The sequence below is a fragment of the Cyanothece sp. BG0011 genome, assembly GCF_003013815.1.
In the GTDB taxonomy this organism is placed as follows: domain Bacteria; phylum Cyanobacteriota; class Cyanobacteriia; order Cyanobacteriales; family Microcystaceae; genus Crocosphaera.
The window spans coordinates 1-16,899 of sequence record NZ_PRLH01000145.1; the positions used below are offsets into that span (position 1 = coordinate 1).

19 protein-coding genes are annotated in these 16,899 nt (G+C 35.5%); 9 read left to right on the forward strand and 10 right to left on the reverse strand.

The window, feature by feature from the left end; translation table 11 throughout:
- The 3 genes from C4E06_RS18830 to C4E06_RS28175 all read right to left on the reverse strand — a co-directional run.
- On the reverse strand, nt 1–321 hold a 321-nt coding region (locus tag C4E06_RS18830; RefSeq protein ID WP_255412167.1), incomplete at its 3' end, for an alpha-amylase family glycosyl hydrolase.
- A gap of 280 nt (nt 322–601) precedes the next feature.
- Nucleotides 602–2,275 (reverse strand): SulP family inorganic anion transporter, encoded by a 1,674-nt coding sequence (locus C4E06_RS18835; RefSeq protein WP_107669657.1) that lies wholly within the window; start codon nt 2,273–2,275, stop codon nt 602–604.
- Between the two features lie 621 nt (nt 2,276–2,896).
- The gene (locus C4E06_RS28175) at nt 2,897–3,889 is read right to left on the reverse strand and encodes a DUF6745 domain-containing protein (protein WP_198648812.1); all 993 of its coding nucleotides are present in this window, start codon (nt 3,887–3,889) and stop codon (nt 2,897–2,899) included.
- Between the two features lie 181 nt (nt 3,890–4,070).
- On the opposite strand from C4E06_RS28175, the gene C4E06_RS18845 reads away from it, so the two are divergent.
- Together C4E06_RS18845 and C4E06_RS18850 are read left to right on the forward strand one after the other, a co-directional pair.
- Nucleotides 4,071–4,304 carry a DNA-binding protein gene (locus C4E06_RS18845; protein WP_107669660.1) on the forward strand — a complete coding sequence of 78 codons (234 nt, stop codon included), beginning with the start codon at nt 4,071–4,073 and terminating at the stop codon, nt 4,302–4,304.
- 86 nt (nt 4,305–4,390) lie between these two features.
- Nucleotides 4,391–5,080: a Shedu anti-phage system protein SduA domain-containing protein gene (locus tag C4E06_RS18850; RefSeq protein WP_107669662.1), complete on the forward strand. Its 690-nt coding sequence runs from the start codon at nt 4,391–4,393 to the stop codon at nt 5,078–5,080.
- An 11-nt stretch (nt 5,081–5,091) separates the two neighbouring features.
- On the opposite strand, the gene C4E06_RS18855 is transcribed toward C4E06_RS18850, so the two are convergent.
- A complete protein-coding gene (locus tag C4E06_RS18855) occupies nt 5,092–5,328 on the reverse strand; it encodes a CopG family transcriptional regulator (RefSeq protein WP_107669664.1) in 237 nt (78 codons plus the stop codon).
- A 133-nt stretch (nt 5,329–5,461) separates the two neighbouring features.
- On the opposite strand from C4E06_RS18855, the gene hisS reads away from it, so the two are divergent.
- From hisS to surE, 6 genes are all read left to right on the forward strand, one after another.
- A complete protein-coding gene (hisS, locus tag C4E06_RS18860; RefSeq protein WP_107669666.1) occupies nt 5,462–6,763 on the forward strand; it encodes a histidine--tRNA ligase in 1,302 nt (433 codons plus the stop codon).
- Between the two features lie 5 nt (nt 6,764–6,768).
- Nucleotides 6,769–7,857: a hypothetical protein gene (locus tag C4E06_RS18865; protein WP_107669668.1), complete on the forward strand. Its 1,089-nt coding sequence runs from the start codon at nt 6,769–6,771 to the stop codon at nt 7,855–7,857.
- Between the two features lie 127 nt (nt 7,858–7,984).
- Entirely contained in the window at nt 7,985–8,332 is a 348-nt protein-coding gene (locus tag C4E06_RS18870) for a hypothetical protein (protein WP_198648813.1), read from the forward strand.
- A gap of 192 nt (nt 8,333–8,524) precedes the next feature.
- Nucleotides 8,525–9,622, forward strand: coding sequence for a mechanosensitive ion channel family protein (locus C4E06_RS18875; RefSeq protein WP_107669672.1), 1,098 nt, complete (start codon nt 8,525–8,527; stop codon nt 9,620–9,622).
- 22 nt (nt 9,623–9,644) lie between these two features.
- Nucleotides 9,645–11,033, forward strand: a complete 1,389-nt coding sequence (locus C4E06_RS18880) for a DUF2079 domain-containing protein (protein ID WP_107669674.1) — start codon at nt 9,645–9,647, stop codon at nt 11,031–11,033.
- 17 nt (nt 11,034–11,050) lie between these two features.
- Entirely contained in the window at nt 11,051–11,728 is a 678-nt protein-coding gene (surE, locus tag C4E06_RS18885) for a 5'/3'-nucleotidase SurE (protein ID WP_107669676.1), read from the forward strand.
- 59 nt (nt 11,729–11,787) lie between these two features.
- On the opposite strand, the gene C4E06_RS18890 is transcribed toward surE, so the two are convergent.
- The 3 genes from C4E06_RS18890 to C4E06_RS18900 form a co-directional block, all read right to left on the reverse strand.
- On the reverse strand, nt 11,788–12,012 hold the full coding sequence (locus tag C4E06_RS18890; RefSeq protein WP_107669678.1) for a hypothetical protein: 225 nt from the start codon (nt 12,010–12,012) through the stop codon (nt 11,788–11,790).
- A 67-nt stretch (nt 12,013–12,079) separates the two neighbouring features.
- Nucleotides 12,080–13,009, reverse strand: coding sequence for an SGNH/GDSL hydrolase family protein (locus tag C4E06_RS18895; RefSeq protein WP_107669680.1), 930 nt, complete (start codon nt 13,007–13,009; stop codon nt 12,080–12,082).
- Between the two features lie 35 nt (nt 13,010–13,044).
- Nucleotides 13,045–13,731, reverse strand: coding sequence for a thioredoxin domain-containing protein (locus C4E06_RS18900; protein ID WP_232826300.1), 687 nt, complete (start codon nt 13,729–13,731; stop codon nt 13,045–13,047).
- A gap of 154 nt (nt 13,732–13,885) precedes the next feature.
- On the opposite strand from C4E06_RS18900, the gene C4E06_RS18905 reads away from it, so the two are divergent.
- Nucleotides 13,886–14,350 carry a CRR6 family NdhI maturation factor gene (locus tag C4E06_RS18905; protein ID WP_107669693.1) on the forward strand — a complete coding sequence of 155 codons (465 nt, stop codon included), beginning with the start codon at nt 13,886–13,888 and terminating at the stop codon, nt 14,348–14,350.
- A gap of 130 nt (nt 14,351–14,480) precedes the next feature.
- Here the strand turns inward: C4E06_RS18905 and C4E06_RS18910 are convergent, their stop codons facing one another.
- The 3 genes from C4E06_RS18910 to C4E06_RS18920 all read right to left on the reverse strand — a co-directional run bounded on the left by C4E06_RS18910 (nt 14,481) and on the right by C4E06_RS18920 (nt 16,896).
- The gene (locus C4E06_RS18910; protein ID WP_107669695.1) at nt 14,481–15,035 is read right to left on the reverse strand and encodes an NUDIX hydrolase; all 555 of its coding nucleotides are present in this window, start codon (nt 15,033–15,035) and stop codon (nt 14,481–14,483) included.
- A 73-nt stretch (nt 15,036–15,108) separates the two neighbouring features.
- Nucleotides 15,109–15,630: a 2-amino-4-hydroxy-6-hydroxymethyldihydropteridine diphosphokinase gene (gene folK / locus C4E06_RS18915; RefSeq protein ID WP_107669697.1), complete on the reverse strand. Its 522-nt coding sequence runs from the start codon at nt 15,628–15,630 to the stop codon at nt 15,109–15,111.
- Between the two features lie 6 nt (nt 15,631–15,636).
- Nucleotides 15,637–16,896 (reverse strand): DUF481 domain-containing protein, encoded by a 1,260-nt coding sequence (locus C4E06_RS18920; RefSeq protein WP_107669699.1) that lies wholly within the window; start codon nt 16,894–16,896, stop codon nt 15,637–15,639.
- Between the last annotated feature and the right edge of the window lie 3 nt (nt 16,897–16,899).

Here is a 16,899-nt window from a genome sequence, read left to right on the forward strand (position 1 = left end):
CCCTCTTCTATGACATTCAGTAAGTAACGTCTCAAAATCCTTTAAACTGCCAAAGGTATCACTAATATCATAATAATCACTGACATCATAGCCATTATCAATCATGGGAGATTGATTAATCGGAGATAACCAAATGGCATCAATGCCTAGGGATGTTTCACTGTTGGGATCACCATCATTTAGATAATCTAATTTCTTGATAATTCCTTGTAAATCTCCGATTCCGTCTCCATCACTATCGGCAAAAGTTAGGGGATAAATTTGATAAATGACACCAGTTTCCCACCATTTTTCCTCATTAGGGTTTTGGCTTTTTCCCATGTTGAAATTATTTCCTTATTACGGTTAAAGTCTGTTTTGTTCTGACACATTGTAGAGCCTTAATTCTATTATGCCTGATTACCTTGAATTTTCCTAATGATGAGAGAATCAATTCGTTGAGAAAAATTATGAATGATACTCACATCTTACCCCAGGATAAATCAATTTATCAGGGAAAATCTGAGTATCAAACACCATCATCATTGATTGTCAAAGTCTCTTTGTTACTACACTTCCCACACTCCTCACCCACTTTAGATCAAGAAGATAAGAGAACGATCTAAACCTCACTTTGCTCTTCTATTTTATCTGACTCAATGGACATAACCGCTTCTTTGAGAGCCATGGTGCGATCGCTCATAATATGATCAGGAGAAACAATATCCATCAATCCTAACTTTCTTAAACGGCTTTCTGCTTGTCCACTCACACCAACTAAAAAGACGTGACGACCTTTTTCTACGGCTTCTTGAATGGCATTTTCTAAGGCTAAAGAAGAGGTTACCCCTAAAATAGGAACCTCTGATAAATCTAACACCAATGCTTGATAATCGTTGATGAGATTATGTTCACGGGAGATAGCTTTGGCAACACCAAAAATCATCGGACCACTGAGATAGAAGAGTAGAACCTTACCATTCGCTTCTTCTAATAATTTTTTCTCTTCCGGTTTAAGGTCAATTTCTTCATCATCGTAAGTGATGGCTTTAACTTTATCAGCCCGATGATTTGATAGACGTTCAATGGTGAGAATATTGGCCACAAACACACCGACTCCAACTGCTACAATTAAATCTACAAAGACGGTTAATCCAATCACCCCGTACATGATTAAAGCAGCTTTAACAGAGATTTTGTGAGCGCGTTTGAGGAAACCCCAGTCAACAATATCGATACCGACTTTTAAGGCGATACCCGCTAATACGGCTAAGGGAATACCTTGTAAATATTGACTCAACCCTAATACCACTACCAGTAAAATTAAGGCCCGACTTAAGCCTGAAACAGCCGTTCTACCCCCAGTTTGAATATTAACTACGGTTCCCATGGTTGCACCGGCACCGGCAATACCACCGAATAAACCAGAGACTAAGTTACCCAGTCCTTGACCGATTAATTCTTTGTTAGAATCGTGTTCAGTACGGGTTAAACTGTCTGCTACCAAGGATGTCAACAAAGCATCGATACACCCCAACATGGCCAATACTAAAGCGTCCACGAACATAGTCCGCAGTTGAGCGGCCGTAAAGGTCGGAACTTGTAAACTGGGCAAACCGACGGATATTTCCCCAATACGGCGAATTTCAGCGTCACCAAACAAGAATACAGCAATTAAACTCCCCACAATTAAAGCCAGTAACTGGGGTGGCATATATTTCTTGAACTTTCTAGGATAGAAGAAAAGAATAGCGACAGTGATAACCGCTAAGAGAGTTTCTAAAGGATTGATACTGCCGATGAGGTTGGGTATATTCTGCACGGTTCCAACCACTCCCCCTTTTGGACTCGCTTGGCCGAGAAAGGGTGCAATTTGCAAAATAATTAAAATAACCCCAATGCCTGACATAAAGCCAGAAATCACTGTGTAGGGCATCAGGGTAACGTATTTCCCTAGTTTAAACACCCCAAAGAGAATTTGGAACACCCCGGCCAACATGACCACGGTAAAAGCCATGGCTAACCCCTGCTCAGGATTAGCTGCGGTTAAACTGGCAATCACTGAGGTCATCACCACCGTCATCGGACCGGTGGGCTCAGAGATCAGGGTCGGGGTTCCCCCGAACAGGGCGGCAAAAAAGCCGATTAAAATGGCTCCCCACAACCCAGAAGACGCTCCGGCACCAGAAGCAACCCCGAAGGTTAACGCCATGGGTAACGCGATAACTGCGGCCGTTAGCCCACCGAAGATATCGCCCTTGACATTTCTAAAGTGAATCGTGTTGGTAATTGACATTTTGAACAAGTAATATCCTTGCTGACGATGCCAAAATTTTACTATACCTTAATCTTGTTGTCGTTGACAAAATACATAAATTAATGGGAGTGAAACCAGGGATAAATATGACTTTATCGCTTGAAACATACTATACAAATTTTGTCAAATTTAATTTTTTAATCGTCATAAAAATATACAAAATGCGTCTAATTTTGGGGCTTTTTTAGGGGGATTTTGCCAACCTCTGATAGATTTAAAAATCTTTTTTGGACGAGGTAATCAGGGTTTGATCCTATTTTTGGCAAAAATTAGATACCAGAACTCTATTATGAAAATTAGAGTATAGCGCAAAAATCCCATGAACTCGTTTACAAATAAAAATTATTCTCAATAAAATATTAAGTTTTATTACAAGTAACGGAATGTAAATTAGGAATTTTAAAAGTAAGTTTAAGTTAGTGAAAAGTTTTACTTATCTATGAGGGAAAATGCGCGCCGCAAAGCGGATCTCTTCGAGATCGCTTATAGAATAAATATAAAATTTTTCTTACAAAGAGGAGGGGGTAGCATTATAATAATTGTTGGTGTCTATGAGTTATTGCAGAGACACAAAAAGAGTTGAACAGTTAAGCTAGAAAGTTATTCTAAAATTTCTAAAGAAGTAGCAGCATAACGAAAAATATAAGGTCTGCAATCGGTTTTTTCATCGGGAAAAGAAGTTCCGTAAAATGCTACATAGCAATCATAGTCATAAATCTCTTCGCTATACCAGCAATGAGCTACAATTCCATACTCCCCAGTGGAAGGAAGTCTTACTTTCGTACCTGGTTTTATGTATTGGTCGTTAGTACATTTTTCACCTTCAGGACGCTCTCCCATTCCATGATAGGCATAGACTCCATAATCATCAGCAAATTGCAGTGCATATTCCCATTCAGCATGAAGTCGGTTTTGGCTATCTAATGATAATTTAATAGGGCGATCGCATACAAAACAAACATTCTCGAACATCGCAACAAAGTCGCATTGCTGCATTAATTCCTGTATCACCTGCCATTTCTGGCGATCGTACTGTAACTTGAGTTCGGAGATACAAAAATCGAACATACAACTACGACTAAACCAATCAAGTCTAAACAAACTTCTTATTAGCTTGGAAACTTCTTCATATTGGGTGTCTAAATAGTCAGGATCGATACGCCCCAAATCTTGAAATATTTGCGATTCTACACAACTTTCTACACCGTAAGGAAAATGAAACACTGAGAGTTCGCTGTTTGGTTCTCCTTTAAGCAGTGTCTTATTCATGAGTTCGTAAAAAATAGGTTTATCTAATTGTTTTTCAATTAAATGAAAAAGATGATCATATACTCTTTTCTGAAATTTGTTACGAATGTTGCGTCCTAAATATAATTGATAATTTTCAGTTGCTAAAATTTTTTTTATCGCACCAAAAGGACTACCAATAAAGATAATTTCTGGGTTACTGTAGTTAATTGTTTTATAAGCCTTTTTAATTGTTGCTGCTGCTTTATCTCTATTTATTGGTTTAGTTTGCGTTGCGATCGCTTTCCACTTTTCTATGTATTTAGGGAGAACTATTTCTTGTTCTTCTGATAACTCGGTAATCATCGATCTAGAGATTTTTATCAATATATTAGCAATGATACTAATACATAATGTATTAGTATCATTGCTATTTTAACATTATTCTTAGATCCACCCTATTAAAATTAAACTGCAATTACTAAATTTCTCTTGACATATGTACAATGATGTATACATACAATACTATTTCAATGTATAACCAACCATGACCAATATCAATCTTGACAATTTGAGTAAAGATAATCGCGATCACTTACAACAAAGAGCAGCCATACATGGTCACTCCCTAGAATCAGAACTAGATTCAATTTTAACTAGGGTTTTTGCACCAGAAACTACAGAAAATTCTCTTAAAGAGTTATTGCTTGCTATGCCTGATGTGGGAGAAGATGAGGATTTTAATCCTATTAGAGATAACAGTAGAGAAATTTCACTGTAATGTTATCTACTATAATCCTTTTGTATAATGATTGAAATCATTTCTATCGAAAAATCAAAGCCACTTGTTTAACCAAATAACTATTTATGAGAATTTATCCCCCTGATGAATTTAGAGTCGATCCATATGACATAACGTCACAGCAAGTAGACGAATTTTTATCACTAATAATTAAAAATTCAGATGAGACACAAATCAATAATTTTTTACAAGAAAATCTTTCCATATTAGCATTTATTTCTGTTTTTTTTTGGACAGGACATCATGGTGCTTGGATTCTGCCTCAACAATTGATTAAACCTCGTGTTGGACAGAATAAGGGCTTAAAACCAGATTATTTATTTGCAGGAGATAATTCAGACGGCGTAACTTGGTGGGTATTGGAATTGAAAGGAGCAAATGAAAAGATTTGGCTTGAGGATAAAAATGGAGATTTTAGATATAGTAATGCAGCGAATAGAGGAGTTAATCAACTTACTAGATATATTGATTACTGTACTATCAATCAAGGAGCGATTAGGGATGTGTACGGCATCGATTCATTTACAGAACCTAAAGGAATATTACTAATTGGAAGAGCAAAAGAGTTTAAAAATAATGAGCAAAAAAGAAATTTAAAACGGAGACATAATCGAAATAATTCTAATCTGAAAATTAGAACATACGATTCACTAATTAATAAAATTAAAGATGCTGGACAAATTAACTATAAGTTACCTTGGTTACAAAAACTAAAAATAAATTTATTAACAACGCAATTAGAAGATATGGAGTAGTATAGGTTACTTTATTCTTCCTCATCAATACCATCTCCCACTACACCTTCCCACTCTTGTATTTCTTTCTGATATTGGGGATCTTGAGTGTCTTCAGATAAAGATGCGATCAACTGCTCTTCTATAACTTTATTTCGATGTTCTGTAAGAAGATTGTTGAGGTATTGGCTACGATTACCCTCAGCCATCTTATCTAAAAAACCGATTAAACTTTCGTCTAAGGTGATGGCAATTTTTTGTTTTTTCATTGGTATGATAATTTTATCGGATGTTCATATCATATTCTAACTATAGTCTCGTTGACGGATAACGTTATCCGTCAAACTTACTAAAAACAAGGTATCATCAAGCGTAGGAAATTTTTAGGCGAAACACACCCCAATGGGTACTATTCAAACACTACCAGGAACCAGAGATATTCTGCCAGAAGAGATAGGATACTGGCAATATGTAGAAAGTATAGCGACGCAAATACTCAGTCGTGCCATGTACTATGAAATACGTCCCCCTATTTTTGAGCAAACTTCTCTGTTTGAAAGGGGAATAGGAGAAGCAACGGATGTTGTGGGCAAAGAAATGTATACCTTTAGCGATAGGGGGGATCGCTCGTTAACGTTACGGCCCGAAGGTACAGCAGGAGTCGTCCGTGCCTATTTACAAAATAACTTATATGCTGCAGGTGGGGTGCAACGTCTGTGGTATTGTGGCCCAATGTTTCGCTACGAAAGACCCCAAGCCGGTCGTCAACGACAGTTTCATCAAATTGGGTTAGAATTAATCGGTACAGCCGATCCGAGGGCAGATGTAGAGGTCATTGCCTTAGCTACGGATATCCTCAAAACATTAGGATTACAAAGTTTAAAATTAGATATTAATTCCGTCGGCGATCGCAATGATAGACAAAACTACAGAGACGCTTTAGTTAACTACTTTCTCCCCTACAAAGAAGAACTTGATCCCGACTCCCAAGATCGTCTACAACGCAACCCCCTACGCATCCTCGATAGTAAGGATAAGCGGACTAAAGAAATTAATCAAAATGCCCCTAGTATTTTAGAACATCTCGGAGAGGCTTCTAAAAAACACTTTGATCAAGTGCAACAACTGTTAACCGATCTTGGCATCGAATACAACATTAACCCTTGCTTAGTGAGAGGATTAGATTATTACACCCATACCGCCTTTGAAATGATATCCGATGATTTAGGGGCCCAAGCAACAGTATGCGGTGGGGGACGTTATGACGGGTTAGTGGAAGAGTTGGGAGGAAACCCTACCCCGGCAGTGGGTTGGGCCATTGGCATGGAACGGTTAATTATTCTGCTCAAGCAGTTGCAATCATCTCCTGAAATGACCCCAGATATCTACATAGTTTCGCGAGGAGAAGCCGCCGAAGCACAAGGGTTAATTTTAGCCCAAAAATTGCGAAAAGAGGGGTTAACGGTGGAATTAGACATGAGTGGGAGTGCTTTTGGTAAGCAGTTCAAACGGGCCGATCGCAGTGGAGCGATCGCTTGTATCGTTTTAGGAGAGGAAGAAGCCAACCATAAGACCATACAACTCAAATGGTTGCAAAGCAAAGAACAACAAGCCATGACCCAAGCAGAGTTATTGACTAAAGTTGGGGAACTAATTGAACAACTTGACAGACATAAAAGAACAATGAACCACTCCACACCATAACAACGATGACCTCCTGGGAATTTTTGATCCAAAAAGATGATGATCTTAAATGGTATCCGGCTAATTCTTCTAACTTAGAATTAGAACCTGGAAAATATCGCATTTTGGGAAAATCGAACCGTTTTAATACTGTGGTTGATGTTCGGATTAGTTCCCCTGATCAACAGACACAATCTTATCAGCGTCGCCTTAATTCCCAGGGGTTAGTGATGGTTCTTCCTTTTACTGAATTAACACCTGAAACCTCTTGGAATATTCGTTGTCATGGGGATGTTTTATCGGAATTTTTAGGGGAAAGTTGGACCGAAACCATTACCCTAACTATTTTACCAGCTAGGGATGAAAGTCCATCGGTTAAGTGTTCTGATGAGTCAGAAAATGAGGTTACTCCTAATGATAAAGCACAGGTATATTTAGAGCAATTAGAAAAACTGATAAGGGAAAAAATAGAACCTCAATTACATCGAAAACAATCGCCCCAAGAACAGGAAATCAAGGCCCAACCCTTAAAGCCAAAGTCCCTGATTGACGTTAGTTTAGACCAAGATGAGTTCATTATCAATGCTGGTGAAAGAATAAGTTTATCAGGAACAGTGGAAGGGGTTAATATGCAGGGAGAAATTGCCTTAAATGCTAAACTTCGTTACGAATTAATTCATCCTGAAACAGAAGAAATTTTATTATCAGTAGATTACCCGTTATCCGATGAAAAACTACCTTATCATTTTAATCATACCCTGGTGATTCCTGATGATATGGAACATGATTTTCTGGTTGGGGAGTTAATTTTAGAAACCTTGAAAGGATATCCCTTAAACCATGCTTCTTTTACTGTGACCACTCAACATTATTATCCTGTTAATTGCACCATTGAATTGATGGATACTGAAACAGAAGATAGTTATATTTTTGATTTGGAATTAGCAGAAAAAATCAACAGTAAACATAGTCATTTACAATTACCTGATACGAATAAATACTCTCGATTATTTCCCTCCCATTTCCGTAAACCTCAGCAAGTATTACCCCCCAAATTAGAGCATAATTTCCCTATACAAGAACGTAAAGGCTTAAAATTACCAAAAATTAGTTAATAATTCGTTATGTATTGATTATTCTATATCTAATCTATTTGAATTGTGAACAAATGGCCGAGGAAAAGCAGCCTTGTTAGAGAAAATTTCTACAACCTATTTAGACTTGCTTTATAATAATTAAGTAATGTGTAGTTTAATTTTAGAGGACAAAGAGATGAAGTTAAAGATAGCTAGTCTTGGTTTTTTCGGTGTTCTTCTTCTCACAACAGGAGTTAGTCTTGGTCAAAATCAAGGAACTTCTTTTTCCGGTCGTATTCAGAAAGTTTGGGAAGATGGATTCAAGTTACAGACCAATAATCGCACCCTTACCGTTGATACTTGGGATGTCTGTGGTGATCACACCGCTAAAAACTTAGCCGTTGGGGATCAAGTCACTATAACAGGTGAATTTGAGATGAGAGAATTTGATGCTTTTTCCATTACAAAAATGGACGGTACAAGGGGTTGCCAAGCAACTTCAAACTATCAATAATTAAACCATTAAACTTAATATCATAGTGAACTACCCCAACTAAATCAAAGATTATAGTTGGGGCTTCTAATCTCATTACAAGTTGCTGAAAGTTTAAGTGATTGAAGTAATTGAATGGTAAACCCTGAGTTTCACCTTGATAAATTATAAATTCAGTATTATAATCTTCAGAAAGTTCAACTATTTATAATCATGAATTTCGGGTTTAATATTAGCCTAGTAGACGTTTTTAAAATACTTAGTCCTTTATTAGTCGTTTTATTTGGTGTCTTATTAGGAATACTTTTTGAAAGAAGAGTAATCAAAAATATAAAAAAATTAGCTGCTAAAACTCACTGGAAGTATGACAAAATCATCATTAATTCAATTCAAGGATTTAGCATTCTTTGGTTTTCTTTAGGAGGAATAGCGGTTGCTTCTTACATTTATCCTATTCCTATAGCAATTCAAATCCTTATAAATAAATTCCTCATTGCTACATTTTTAGGTTCTGCAACCATCGTTATTTCCCGTCTATTAGTGGGGTTACTTAAAGCTTACACCACTGATGAACAAGGGATTTCTCCCTTAACATCTTTGTTTGAATTTATTACTAAAATTGTTATTTATAGTCTCGGTGTTTTAATCATATTACAGTCCATTGGTATTCAAATAACACCCCTATTAACTGCATTGGGAGTCGGTGGTGTTTCTGTTGGTTTAGCTTTACAAACGACCCTAGCAAACTTAATGTCTGGGGTGAATATTATTATGTCAGGAAAAGTGAGACCGGGAGACTATATTCGTTTGGCCAGTGGAGAAAGTGGTTATGTTCTTGATGTAGAATTAAAATATACAGTTTTAAAAGAAATAACCGATAATTTATTGATTATTCCCAACTCAAAAATTATTTCTGGAAGCTTCAAAAACTTTAGTTTACCCAATAAAACCATTGTCCTTCCTGTTACCCTTGATGTGGGTTATGATAGTAACCTAGAAACCGTTGAAAAGATAACCCTTGAAGTGGCCAATGATTTATTAAAAGAGAAAATCATAGAAGAAGAAGAAGAAGAAGACTATATCAGTGATCCATTTATCTTGTACAATAAATTTGATTACTTTAGTATTAATTTAACCATTTATTTAAAAGTCCATGAAAGAGAATTTTTTGACCATTTAGAAATTAAACATCACTTTCTAAAGAAACTGCATCAACGATATCAAGCAGAAGGTATTGAAATTCCTTTTCCGATCAAATCAATGTATTTTCCTCCTCAGAAAGAGGATAATCCTTATAATAATATACAGTGATAACTTTTATATTAAAAATAAAATGAAATTATCTTATTTAAAATCTCATCCAATTTTCACTCCACTTATAATTAGCATTACTATTCTTTTTGTTTGTAGTAGTTTAAGACATATTTTATTTCAATCTACCGCTTGGGATTTAGCTGTTTTTGATCAAACTGTCTATTTAATTAGTCAAGGAGAAAATCCCATTTCTTCTTTTTTTAATGCTCATATTTTAGGAGATCATGCAGCATTTATTTTTTATCCTTTAGCCTTATTTTATAAAGTTTATCCCTCGGTTTATTGGTTGTTATTAGTCCAGGCGTTCGCTTTATCCATTTCTATTGTTCCCTTATGGTTCTTAGCTAAGCAAGCAGGATTAAAAGATAATTTGACTTTAACAATAGTAGTTATTTATTTACTTTATCCTTTAATTTTTAATGTTAATTTATTTGATTTTCATGCGGAAGTTATTGCCCTACCTACCATATTTTGGGCAGTTTTGGCAGCGAGATCAAAACACTTTTCACAGTTTATTTGCGCTATTATTTTAATTTTAAGTTGTAAGGCAGTGTTATCCTTAACAGTTGCAGCAATGGGAGTTTGGTTATTATTTTTTGAAAAACGGAAAAATTATGGATTCTTTGCTTTAGTTTTAGGAGTATTTTGGTTTATTATTACCACACAATACATTATTCCTCAATTTAGTGAGGATGGAGTGGCTGCAGTAGGACGTTATTCTTTTTTAGGGGACTCAGTAACAGAAATTATCACTAATTTAGTTTTACAACCTAATATTATTTTGAGTCGCCTTTTTACTTTAGCTAATTTAGAATATCTTATCCTTTTATTTATTCCTGTTATTTGGGGTTTATCCCCTCGTTACTTAACAGCTTTAGTCCCTACAATTCCTACCTTAACTCTAAATTTATTAACTGATTATCAACCCCAAAAAGATTTACTTCATCAATATTCTGTTCCTATTGTACCTTTTTTATTATTATCAGCGATCGCAGCTTTAGCGGCAAATAAAAGCTTAATTCGTCAGCCTAAATATATAATAACCTGGTCATTAATTTGTTTTTTAGCTTTAGCTAAATATGGTCATTTTACCTCTCGTTATTTAGAGTCTCTAGATACCTGGAAAGCAACCAACGAAGCAATAACTCAAATTTCTACCAAAGGAAGTGTTTTAACCTCCACTTATATCGCACCCCATATAAGTCAACGTGCTATGATTAAATTAGCACAAAATGGGGCTGAATCTTTTGATATAAATCAATTTGATTATATCTTACTCAATCAAAGACATCCCGGACGAGAAAGTTCTCCAGAATTAATTGAAACCATTAAAGAGAGGGTTAGACAAAATGGCAATTTTGATTTAACCTATACAAAAGATGATGTTTATTTATTTAGACAAAAATAACACAGTAAATTCCTATTATGACAATTATTTTAACTAATGATGATGGCATTGATGCCCCTGGAATTCGTGCCTTATCAAAAGCATTAGGGGGTCAAGGAATTATTGTTGCACCCAAACAACCTCATTCCGGTTGTGGACATCGAGTCACTACCCATAAACCCATCCAGTTAGAGAAGCGTTCTATAACCGAATATGCAATAGATGGAACGCCAGCCGATTGCACAAGAATTGCTGTTAAACACATCAATAAAGAGACAAAATGGGTGCTTTCTGGGATTAATGCAGGAGGCAATTTAGGAGTAGATGTTTATATTTCTGGGACAGTTGCTGCCGTTAGAGAAGCAGCCATGCACGGTATTCCTGGTATTGCCATCTCCCATTGGATAAAACGCCCTTTAATTATTAACTGGGATTTAGCGGTTAAATGGACAGAAAAAGTGTTAAGTATTCTCTGGGATAAACCATTAGAATCGGGTAGTTTTTGGAACGTTAATTTACCTCATTTAGACCCCAATTCACCCGAACCTGAAATTATTTTTTGTGAAAGCAGTATTCATCCGTTACCGGTTAATTATCGGGTAGAAGGTGACTTATTTTATTATCATGGAGAATACGCTAAAAGGGAACGAGAAAAAGGAACGGATGTAGATGTTTGCTTCTCCGGAAATATTGCAGTGACTTTGATTAAATTATAACTATAAAAGAAGGTCAGAATTAGACTAACCCAGTTTTATATGTCTTGTGATTAAATCCGTTACAAAGATTCAAAGTCAGCCGTAAATCCAGGAAATTTGACACAATCTTCTATAAAAGTTTCAACATCACTAATATCGTCCATTTTATAAGCCATGATACGCTTTCCATCAGGCATTTTCTGGGAACCGATCAATTCGACTTGATAATTTTCCGTCATGGTTTTAAAATTAGCCCCATACTTTTTCCAAGCATCTTGATCACAACGAACATTAACTCGCCACATAATAAAATTAGTTTTAATGAACAATAAGTAAACATTTTATCATCATAATTGTACTAATCATAAAAAATTAGTTTATATTAATAATTAACTCACTAATTTTTTGACTCACTAATTGATTACCTAAAGGACTTAAATGAATATGATCTCGATATAAATCATCAAGATTTTTCTGTTCGGCAAAGATTGGTAAAAAGTCAATATACGGTACATTATTAACCTCTACCCAGTCTTGTAAACGTTTTCTAGCCACTTTTTCATAGTCTCTGGGTTCGGGGTTCATTTCTCGTTTAAGAGGGGTTAAACCCATCATAAATTGACTCTTGTTTTCAATGGCGATCGCTTTCATTTTTTCAATGGCTTCTAAATTAAACCCGACGCGATCGCCTTTTTCTTTGACTATTTTATCCATTCCTGGAATTTTAGGATCACGATAAAACAGTTTTTCTAAAATTTCTTCTATAGCAAAAGTCGGTTGTTGATCAGGATAATTAATGTCTTTTCCCACTCTTAAAGCAGTCGGTTTTGTAGCAAATAAATCATCAGTATTAATGACCAAAAAGATAACATGAGACTCAAAGGTTCCAAACCGTTTTAAATAAGCTAATTCATTTCTCGGTCCCCACGAGTTTGCAGAAGTGTTTAAAACTTCTATGGTTTGTGATAGCTTCTTTTCAATTTCTTCTTTAACTAATGCGGAAATTGTCTCGCTTTGATCTGTCCACCAGGCCCCATTAACAATAGAATCTCCGATAAAAAACAGCCTCATGGTATCATTATCTGGACTCTTTTTAATGTCTTCGGTTCGCATAGAATATTGATTAATTATCGTCAATTTTCCCAAACGACGAACCTTTTGATTAGGGGCTAATAAATAGCCGATTTCCTCATCAGCAATGTAAATGGGACGTTTACCTAAGCCTAAAAATAACCTTAAGCTACATTCAATAATCAGTAAGCTAAGGATAATAATACCAAGGCTGATCAATAAAATTTTCATCGGTTTAAGGGTCAGTAATATTGTCTAATTTTCAATTAATTATTCATTGAAGATAAAGCTGTTTCTAGGGTAGATAAAGGAACCGCACCGGCAAAAAACTGACCATTTAAAACAAATAAAGGAGTTCCTTGAATTCCTATTTTTTCAGCCAGTTTCATATCTTCGGCAATAGCAAGCTCCGCCTTTTTACTATGGCGATCGCGTTCAAATTGATTAATATTAAGATTCAAGTTTTTAGCAAGATCAAGATATAATTCTTCTCCTAAGTTTTCTTGCTGCGTAAATAAAGCATCATAATAAGGCCAAAACTTCCCTTGTTGTCCTGCGGCCCAAGACGCTTTGGCTGCGGCCATCGCTTGAGGATGAATACTACTTAAGGGAAAATGTTTATAAACTAACGTTACCTCATCATGGTTTTCTATAAATTCTTTAACGGTTTCGTAAGCTTTTTGACAATAGGGACATTGAAAATCAGAAAATTCTAAAAGAATATTCTTTTGAGTTAAACTACCAGTGGTTGGGGAGTTAGCGATAATGCTTTGAGGATTGGTTTTCAATTGTGATACAAAAGACTGTATAAATTGTTGTTGTTGTTCTTGTTGCTGTTTTTGATAAGCTTGAACTGATTCGATCAGGACTTCAGGGTGTTGACGAATAATATCTAAAACCGTTTTTTCCAGTTCAGGTTCAATAACCGCTTGTGCAGACGGTACACTAATCATAGGTATCCAAGTTAGACCCATAATAAGCAACCATGTAATTAAAATCTTGACTCTTTTTTTCATACCAGTTCTAAAGGTTTAGTAAATTACATCATTGACAGTATTATATTAATGATCCTTATGTCAATTAGCTATCGATTAAATTGAAAATTCTATGACTCAAACTATCACTGTACACCTCAATCACTTAACTGTATTAGATATTAGTCCCGTTAGAAAAATTATTGACCCATTATTAGAAAAAAATGATATTGCTTCTTTAGAACAAGGGTTAAGTTTTGATATTCAATACCCTCGTGAACCGGGTGATCCTAGGGAACTCTCAGAAATTCCTGAAGTTCGTTTATGGTTTGTGCGTCTTGATACCATTTATCCTTGGTTTCCCTTTCTATTAGATGCTAAACAAGGAGAAATTGCCAGATATGCAGCCATGTTAGTTCCTCATCAATTTAACAGAGTTGAAGGCATTCAATACAACCCCGAAGCATTAGAAATTTTTGTGATGAATAAGTTATTTATTCTCTCTGACTGGTTAGAAAAACAAGGGATTTACTCTCAGTTTCGCTTGAAATCTATGGCGCAACTCTTTGGTTATGATATTGAGGATAGTTTTTTTTGAAATGATAAGAAAACTTTAAACTGTAGGGCGGGCAAGTTAAAGAGTTCATAAAGCAATGAGTTAACTCAAATTCTTGCCCACCCTACTTATTTATAACTGATAACTGATAACTGATAACTGTTCACTGATTCTATTTTTTTCCTAAGAATAACTTAGCCATGAAAAAACTAGCAATTGTTTTACCGTCGATAATTTCTCCTGATAAGATAGCTTGTTCAAATTCCTCGAAACTCATTAAAATTACCTCAATATCTTCATCGTCATCTTGTTCGGGGGGAGTCTCTAATTGCTCTAATTCTTGTGCTAAAAAAGCATAAATATATTCATCAGAATAACCAGGGGCTAAGGGAAATTTTCCTAAATAATTCCATTTTTTTGCTTCATAACCCGTCTCTTCTTGTATTTCTCTCTCGATGGTAACGGATGCTTCTTCATCCACTTCTAAGGTTCCGGCCGGAAATTCTAAAATTCTTTTTTCCACGGCAAAACGATATTGTCTCACTAAGACTAATTGACCTTCTTTAGTAATAGGAACCGCTAACGCCCCCCCAGGATGACGAATACATTCCCAGTTCCCTTCCACTCCATTGGGTAACCGTAATTTATTGACATCAAAATTGAATTTTCGACCCCGATAAAATAGATTTTGTTGTAAATAAGTCGGTAATTCTTTTTCTGTTGACATAAATTTAATTAATTATTTATTTAACAAGATATTGGTCAAAGTCCCAAGCTATCGATTTAATTTAACTTCTGACTTATGACTTCTGTGGGATAGCGCCGGAACGGAGTGAGGAACTTCTGACTTCTTTGACCCCTTCACAGTTTAACCCGTTAAGGTGTTCTTTGATCGTTTTTTTAGTAATAGGATGTACCCAACTAGCTGCGATATCAGCCAAGGGAACTAATACAAAGGCTCGTTCTAACATCAGAGGATGAGGTATGGTTAAAGAAGGGGTTTCTAAGATTAAATCATCGTACAATAATAAGTCTAAATCTAAGGTTCTCGGTCCCCATTTTTCTCGACGAATACGCCCAAATTTTTGCTCTATACCGAGTAAAGTTTGTAAAAGGTCTTCAGGGGTTAAACTGGTTTCTAAAATAGCACAACCATTAAAATAATCAGGTTGAGGGGGACCAATAGGGGTGGTTTGATACCAAGGGGAATGGGATATTAAGTCAATAGAAGGATGTTGAGATAACAAGGTGATTGTTGTCTCTAAAATGTTTAACGAGTCTCCTAAATTACTACCTAAAGCAACAGCACATTTTGTCATCATTATTAATTAAAAGTCGTAGGTTAACCCGGTAGAAAAATTAATTTCTGAGGTGGGTTTATTATCGGGGGGAACCCCTAAATAAATATACTGCAAACGTCCGGTTAATGACCAATTTTCAAACAAGGGCCAAGATAATTCACTAATGGCTAAAATTCGGGAGTCAACCGCATCTTCTACAGGAAGACTATAAATAAAAAGTTGACGATAGTTTAACCGTTCAAAAAATAAATCTCGATAACTAATTAAATAATTAACCGTAGGAAAATTAGTATCATCGGGTTTACCTAAAGAATCTTCGTATCTGGCCCCTAAACCCAGTCCCATATCTAGACGATGGTTAGGAGATTTACGAAAAATATTAATCCCTGGCCCTGCAATTAAATTGAGATCATAGTTAATATTATTTTCTTGATCTCGAAGAAAAGTATTATAGGTAAAAAATTTCCAAGTTTCATCAAAGTGATGGCGATATTCTCCTGTTAAATCTATTTTTGTTTGATCTCTATCCATGACTCTTGCACTATCAAAGTTAGTGCTAAATAATCCCCTAAAGGAAAATTCGTCATATTTCCAGGTCTGTTTTAATCCTAAATTAATACTAAACTCGTTAGTGCTGTTTAAAGCAGACTCGATGTTTCCAGAAAAGCTAATACTTCCGTCTAAAGAGGTGGGTTGAAACGGAAATAAGGGAACAGGTTCGGATGCTTTTGCAATTAATTGCTGACTTTCTGTAAGTAAGGTATCGGCGGATTTTTTAGGTTGTCTTAAGGCAATTTCTGTTAAACGTTGGGCTTTGATTAATTGATCTTCTAAACCATTAACTAAAATAATAGTCTCTTCTAAAATTTTCTTGGCTATCTTTCTTTTCCCTAGGTTTTTGTAAGCTTGAGATAGAGCAAGCATTAACTCGGTTTTTTGACTTAAGTTTTCTAGAGATTGAATAGTTTCTAATGATTGATTAAGAATTGTTATTGCTTTTTTCTGTTGTCCTAATTCTGCATATTTCTGAGCAATTTTTATTAATAATTCCTGCTGTGCTTGAACATCTTTTAAAGAGTTGGCAACCTCTAAAGCTTTCTCTAAAGTGTCTATTTTACTAACATTTTTTTCCTTTTTTGTCAAGTAATTGAGTTGAGGTATATTATGATCAATTCCCTGATAAGTTAAGTTAGAGGTTGGACTGGCGAGGACTTTTTTCTCTTCTTTATTAATGACACCGGTCATTAAAAGTGTAGTGAGAAGTAAAGAATTAAACAAGAAGGCCATATT

Bases quoted from the DNA above. Each gene is read 5' to 3' on its own strand.
- C4E06_RS18845 (WP_107669660.1), top strand. From the start codon at position 4,071: ATGACCAATATCAATCTTGACAATTTGAGTAAAGATAATCGCGATCAC.
- C4E06_RS18880 (WP_107669674.1), top strand. From the start codon at position 9,645: ATGAAATTATCTTATTTAAAATCTCATCCAATTTTCACTCCACTTATA.
- C4E06_RS18910 (WP_107669695.1), bottom strand. From the start codon at position 15,035: ATGTCAACAGAAAAAGAATTACCGACTTATTTACAACAAAATCTATTT.
- folK (WP_107669697.1), bottom strand. From the start codon at position 15,630: ATGATGACAAAATGTGCTGTTGCTTTAGGTAGTAATTTAGGAGACTCG.
- C4E06_RS18870 (WP_198648813.1), top strand. From the start codon at position 7,985: ATGTGTAGTTTAATTTTAGAGGACAAAGAGATGAAGTTAAAGATAGCT.
- C4E06_RS18890 (WP_107669678.1), bottom strand. From the start codon at position 12,012: ATGTGGCGAGTTAATGTTCGTTGTGATCAAGATGCTTGGAAAAAGTAT.
- C4E06_RS18850 (WP_107669662.1), top strand. From the start codon at position 4,391: ATGAGAATTTATCCCCCTGATGAATTTAGAGTCGATCCATATGACATA.
- C4E06_RS18835 (WP_107669657.1), bottom strand. From the start codon at position 2,275: ATGTCAATTACCAACACGATTCACTTTAGAAATGTCAAGGGCGATATC.
- C4E06_RS18895 (WP_107669680.1), bottom strand. From the start codon at position 13,009: ATGAAAATTTTATTGATCAGCCTTGGTATTATTATCCTTAGCTTACTG.
- C4E06_RS18865 (WP_107669668.1), top strand. From the start codon at position 6,769: ATGACCTCCTGGGAATTTTTGATCCAAAAAGATGATGATCTTAAATGG.
- C4E06_RS18875 (WP_107669672.1), top strand. From the start codon at position 8,525: ATGAATTTCGGGTTTAATATTAGCCTAGTAGACGTTTTTAAAATACTT.
- surE (WP_107669676.1), top strand. From the start codon at position 11,051: ATGACAATTATTTTAACTAATGATGATGGCATTGATGCCCCTGGAATT.
- C4E06_RS18920 (WP_107669699.1), bottom strand. From the start codon at position 16,896: ATGGCCTTCTTGTTTAATTCTTTACTTCTCACTACACTTTTAATGACC.
- C4E06_RS18855 (WP_107669664.1), bottom strand. From the start codon at position 5,328: ATGAAAAAACAAAAAATTGCCATCACCTTAGACGAAAGTTTAATCGGT.
- C4E06_RS28175 (WP_198648812.1), bottom strand. From the start codon at position 3,889: ATGATTACCGAGTTATCAGAAGAACAAGAAATAGTTCTCCCTAAATAC.
- hisS (WP_107669666.1), top strand. From the start codon at position 5,462: ATGGGTACTATTCAAACACTACCAGGAACCAGAGATATTCTGCCAGAA.
- C4E06_RS18900 (WP_232826300.1), bottom strand. From the start codon at position 13,731: ATGATTAGTGTACCGTCTGCACAAGCGGTTATTGAACCTGAACTGGAA.
- C4E06_RS18905 (WP_107669693.1), top strand. From the start codon at position 13,886: ATGACTCAAACTATCACTGTACACCTCAATCACTTAACTGTATTAGAT.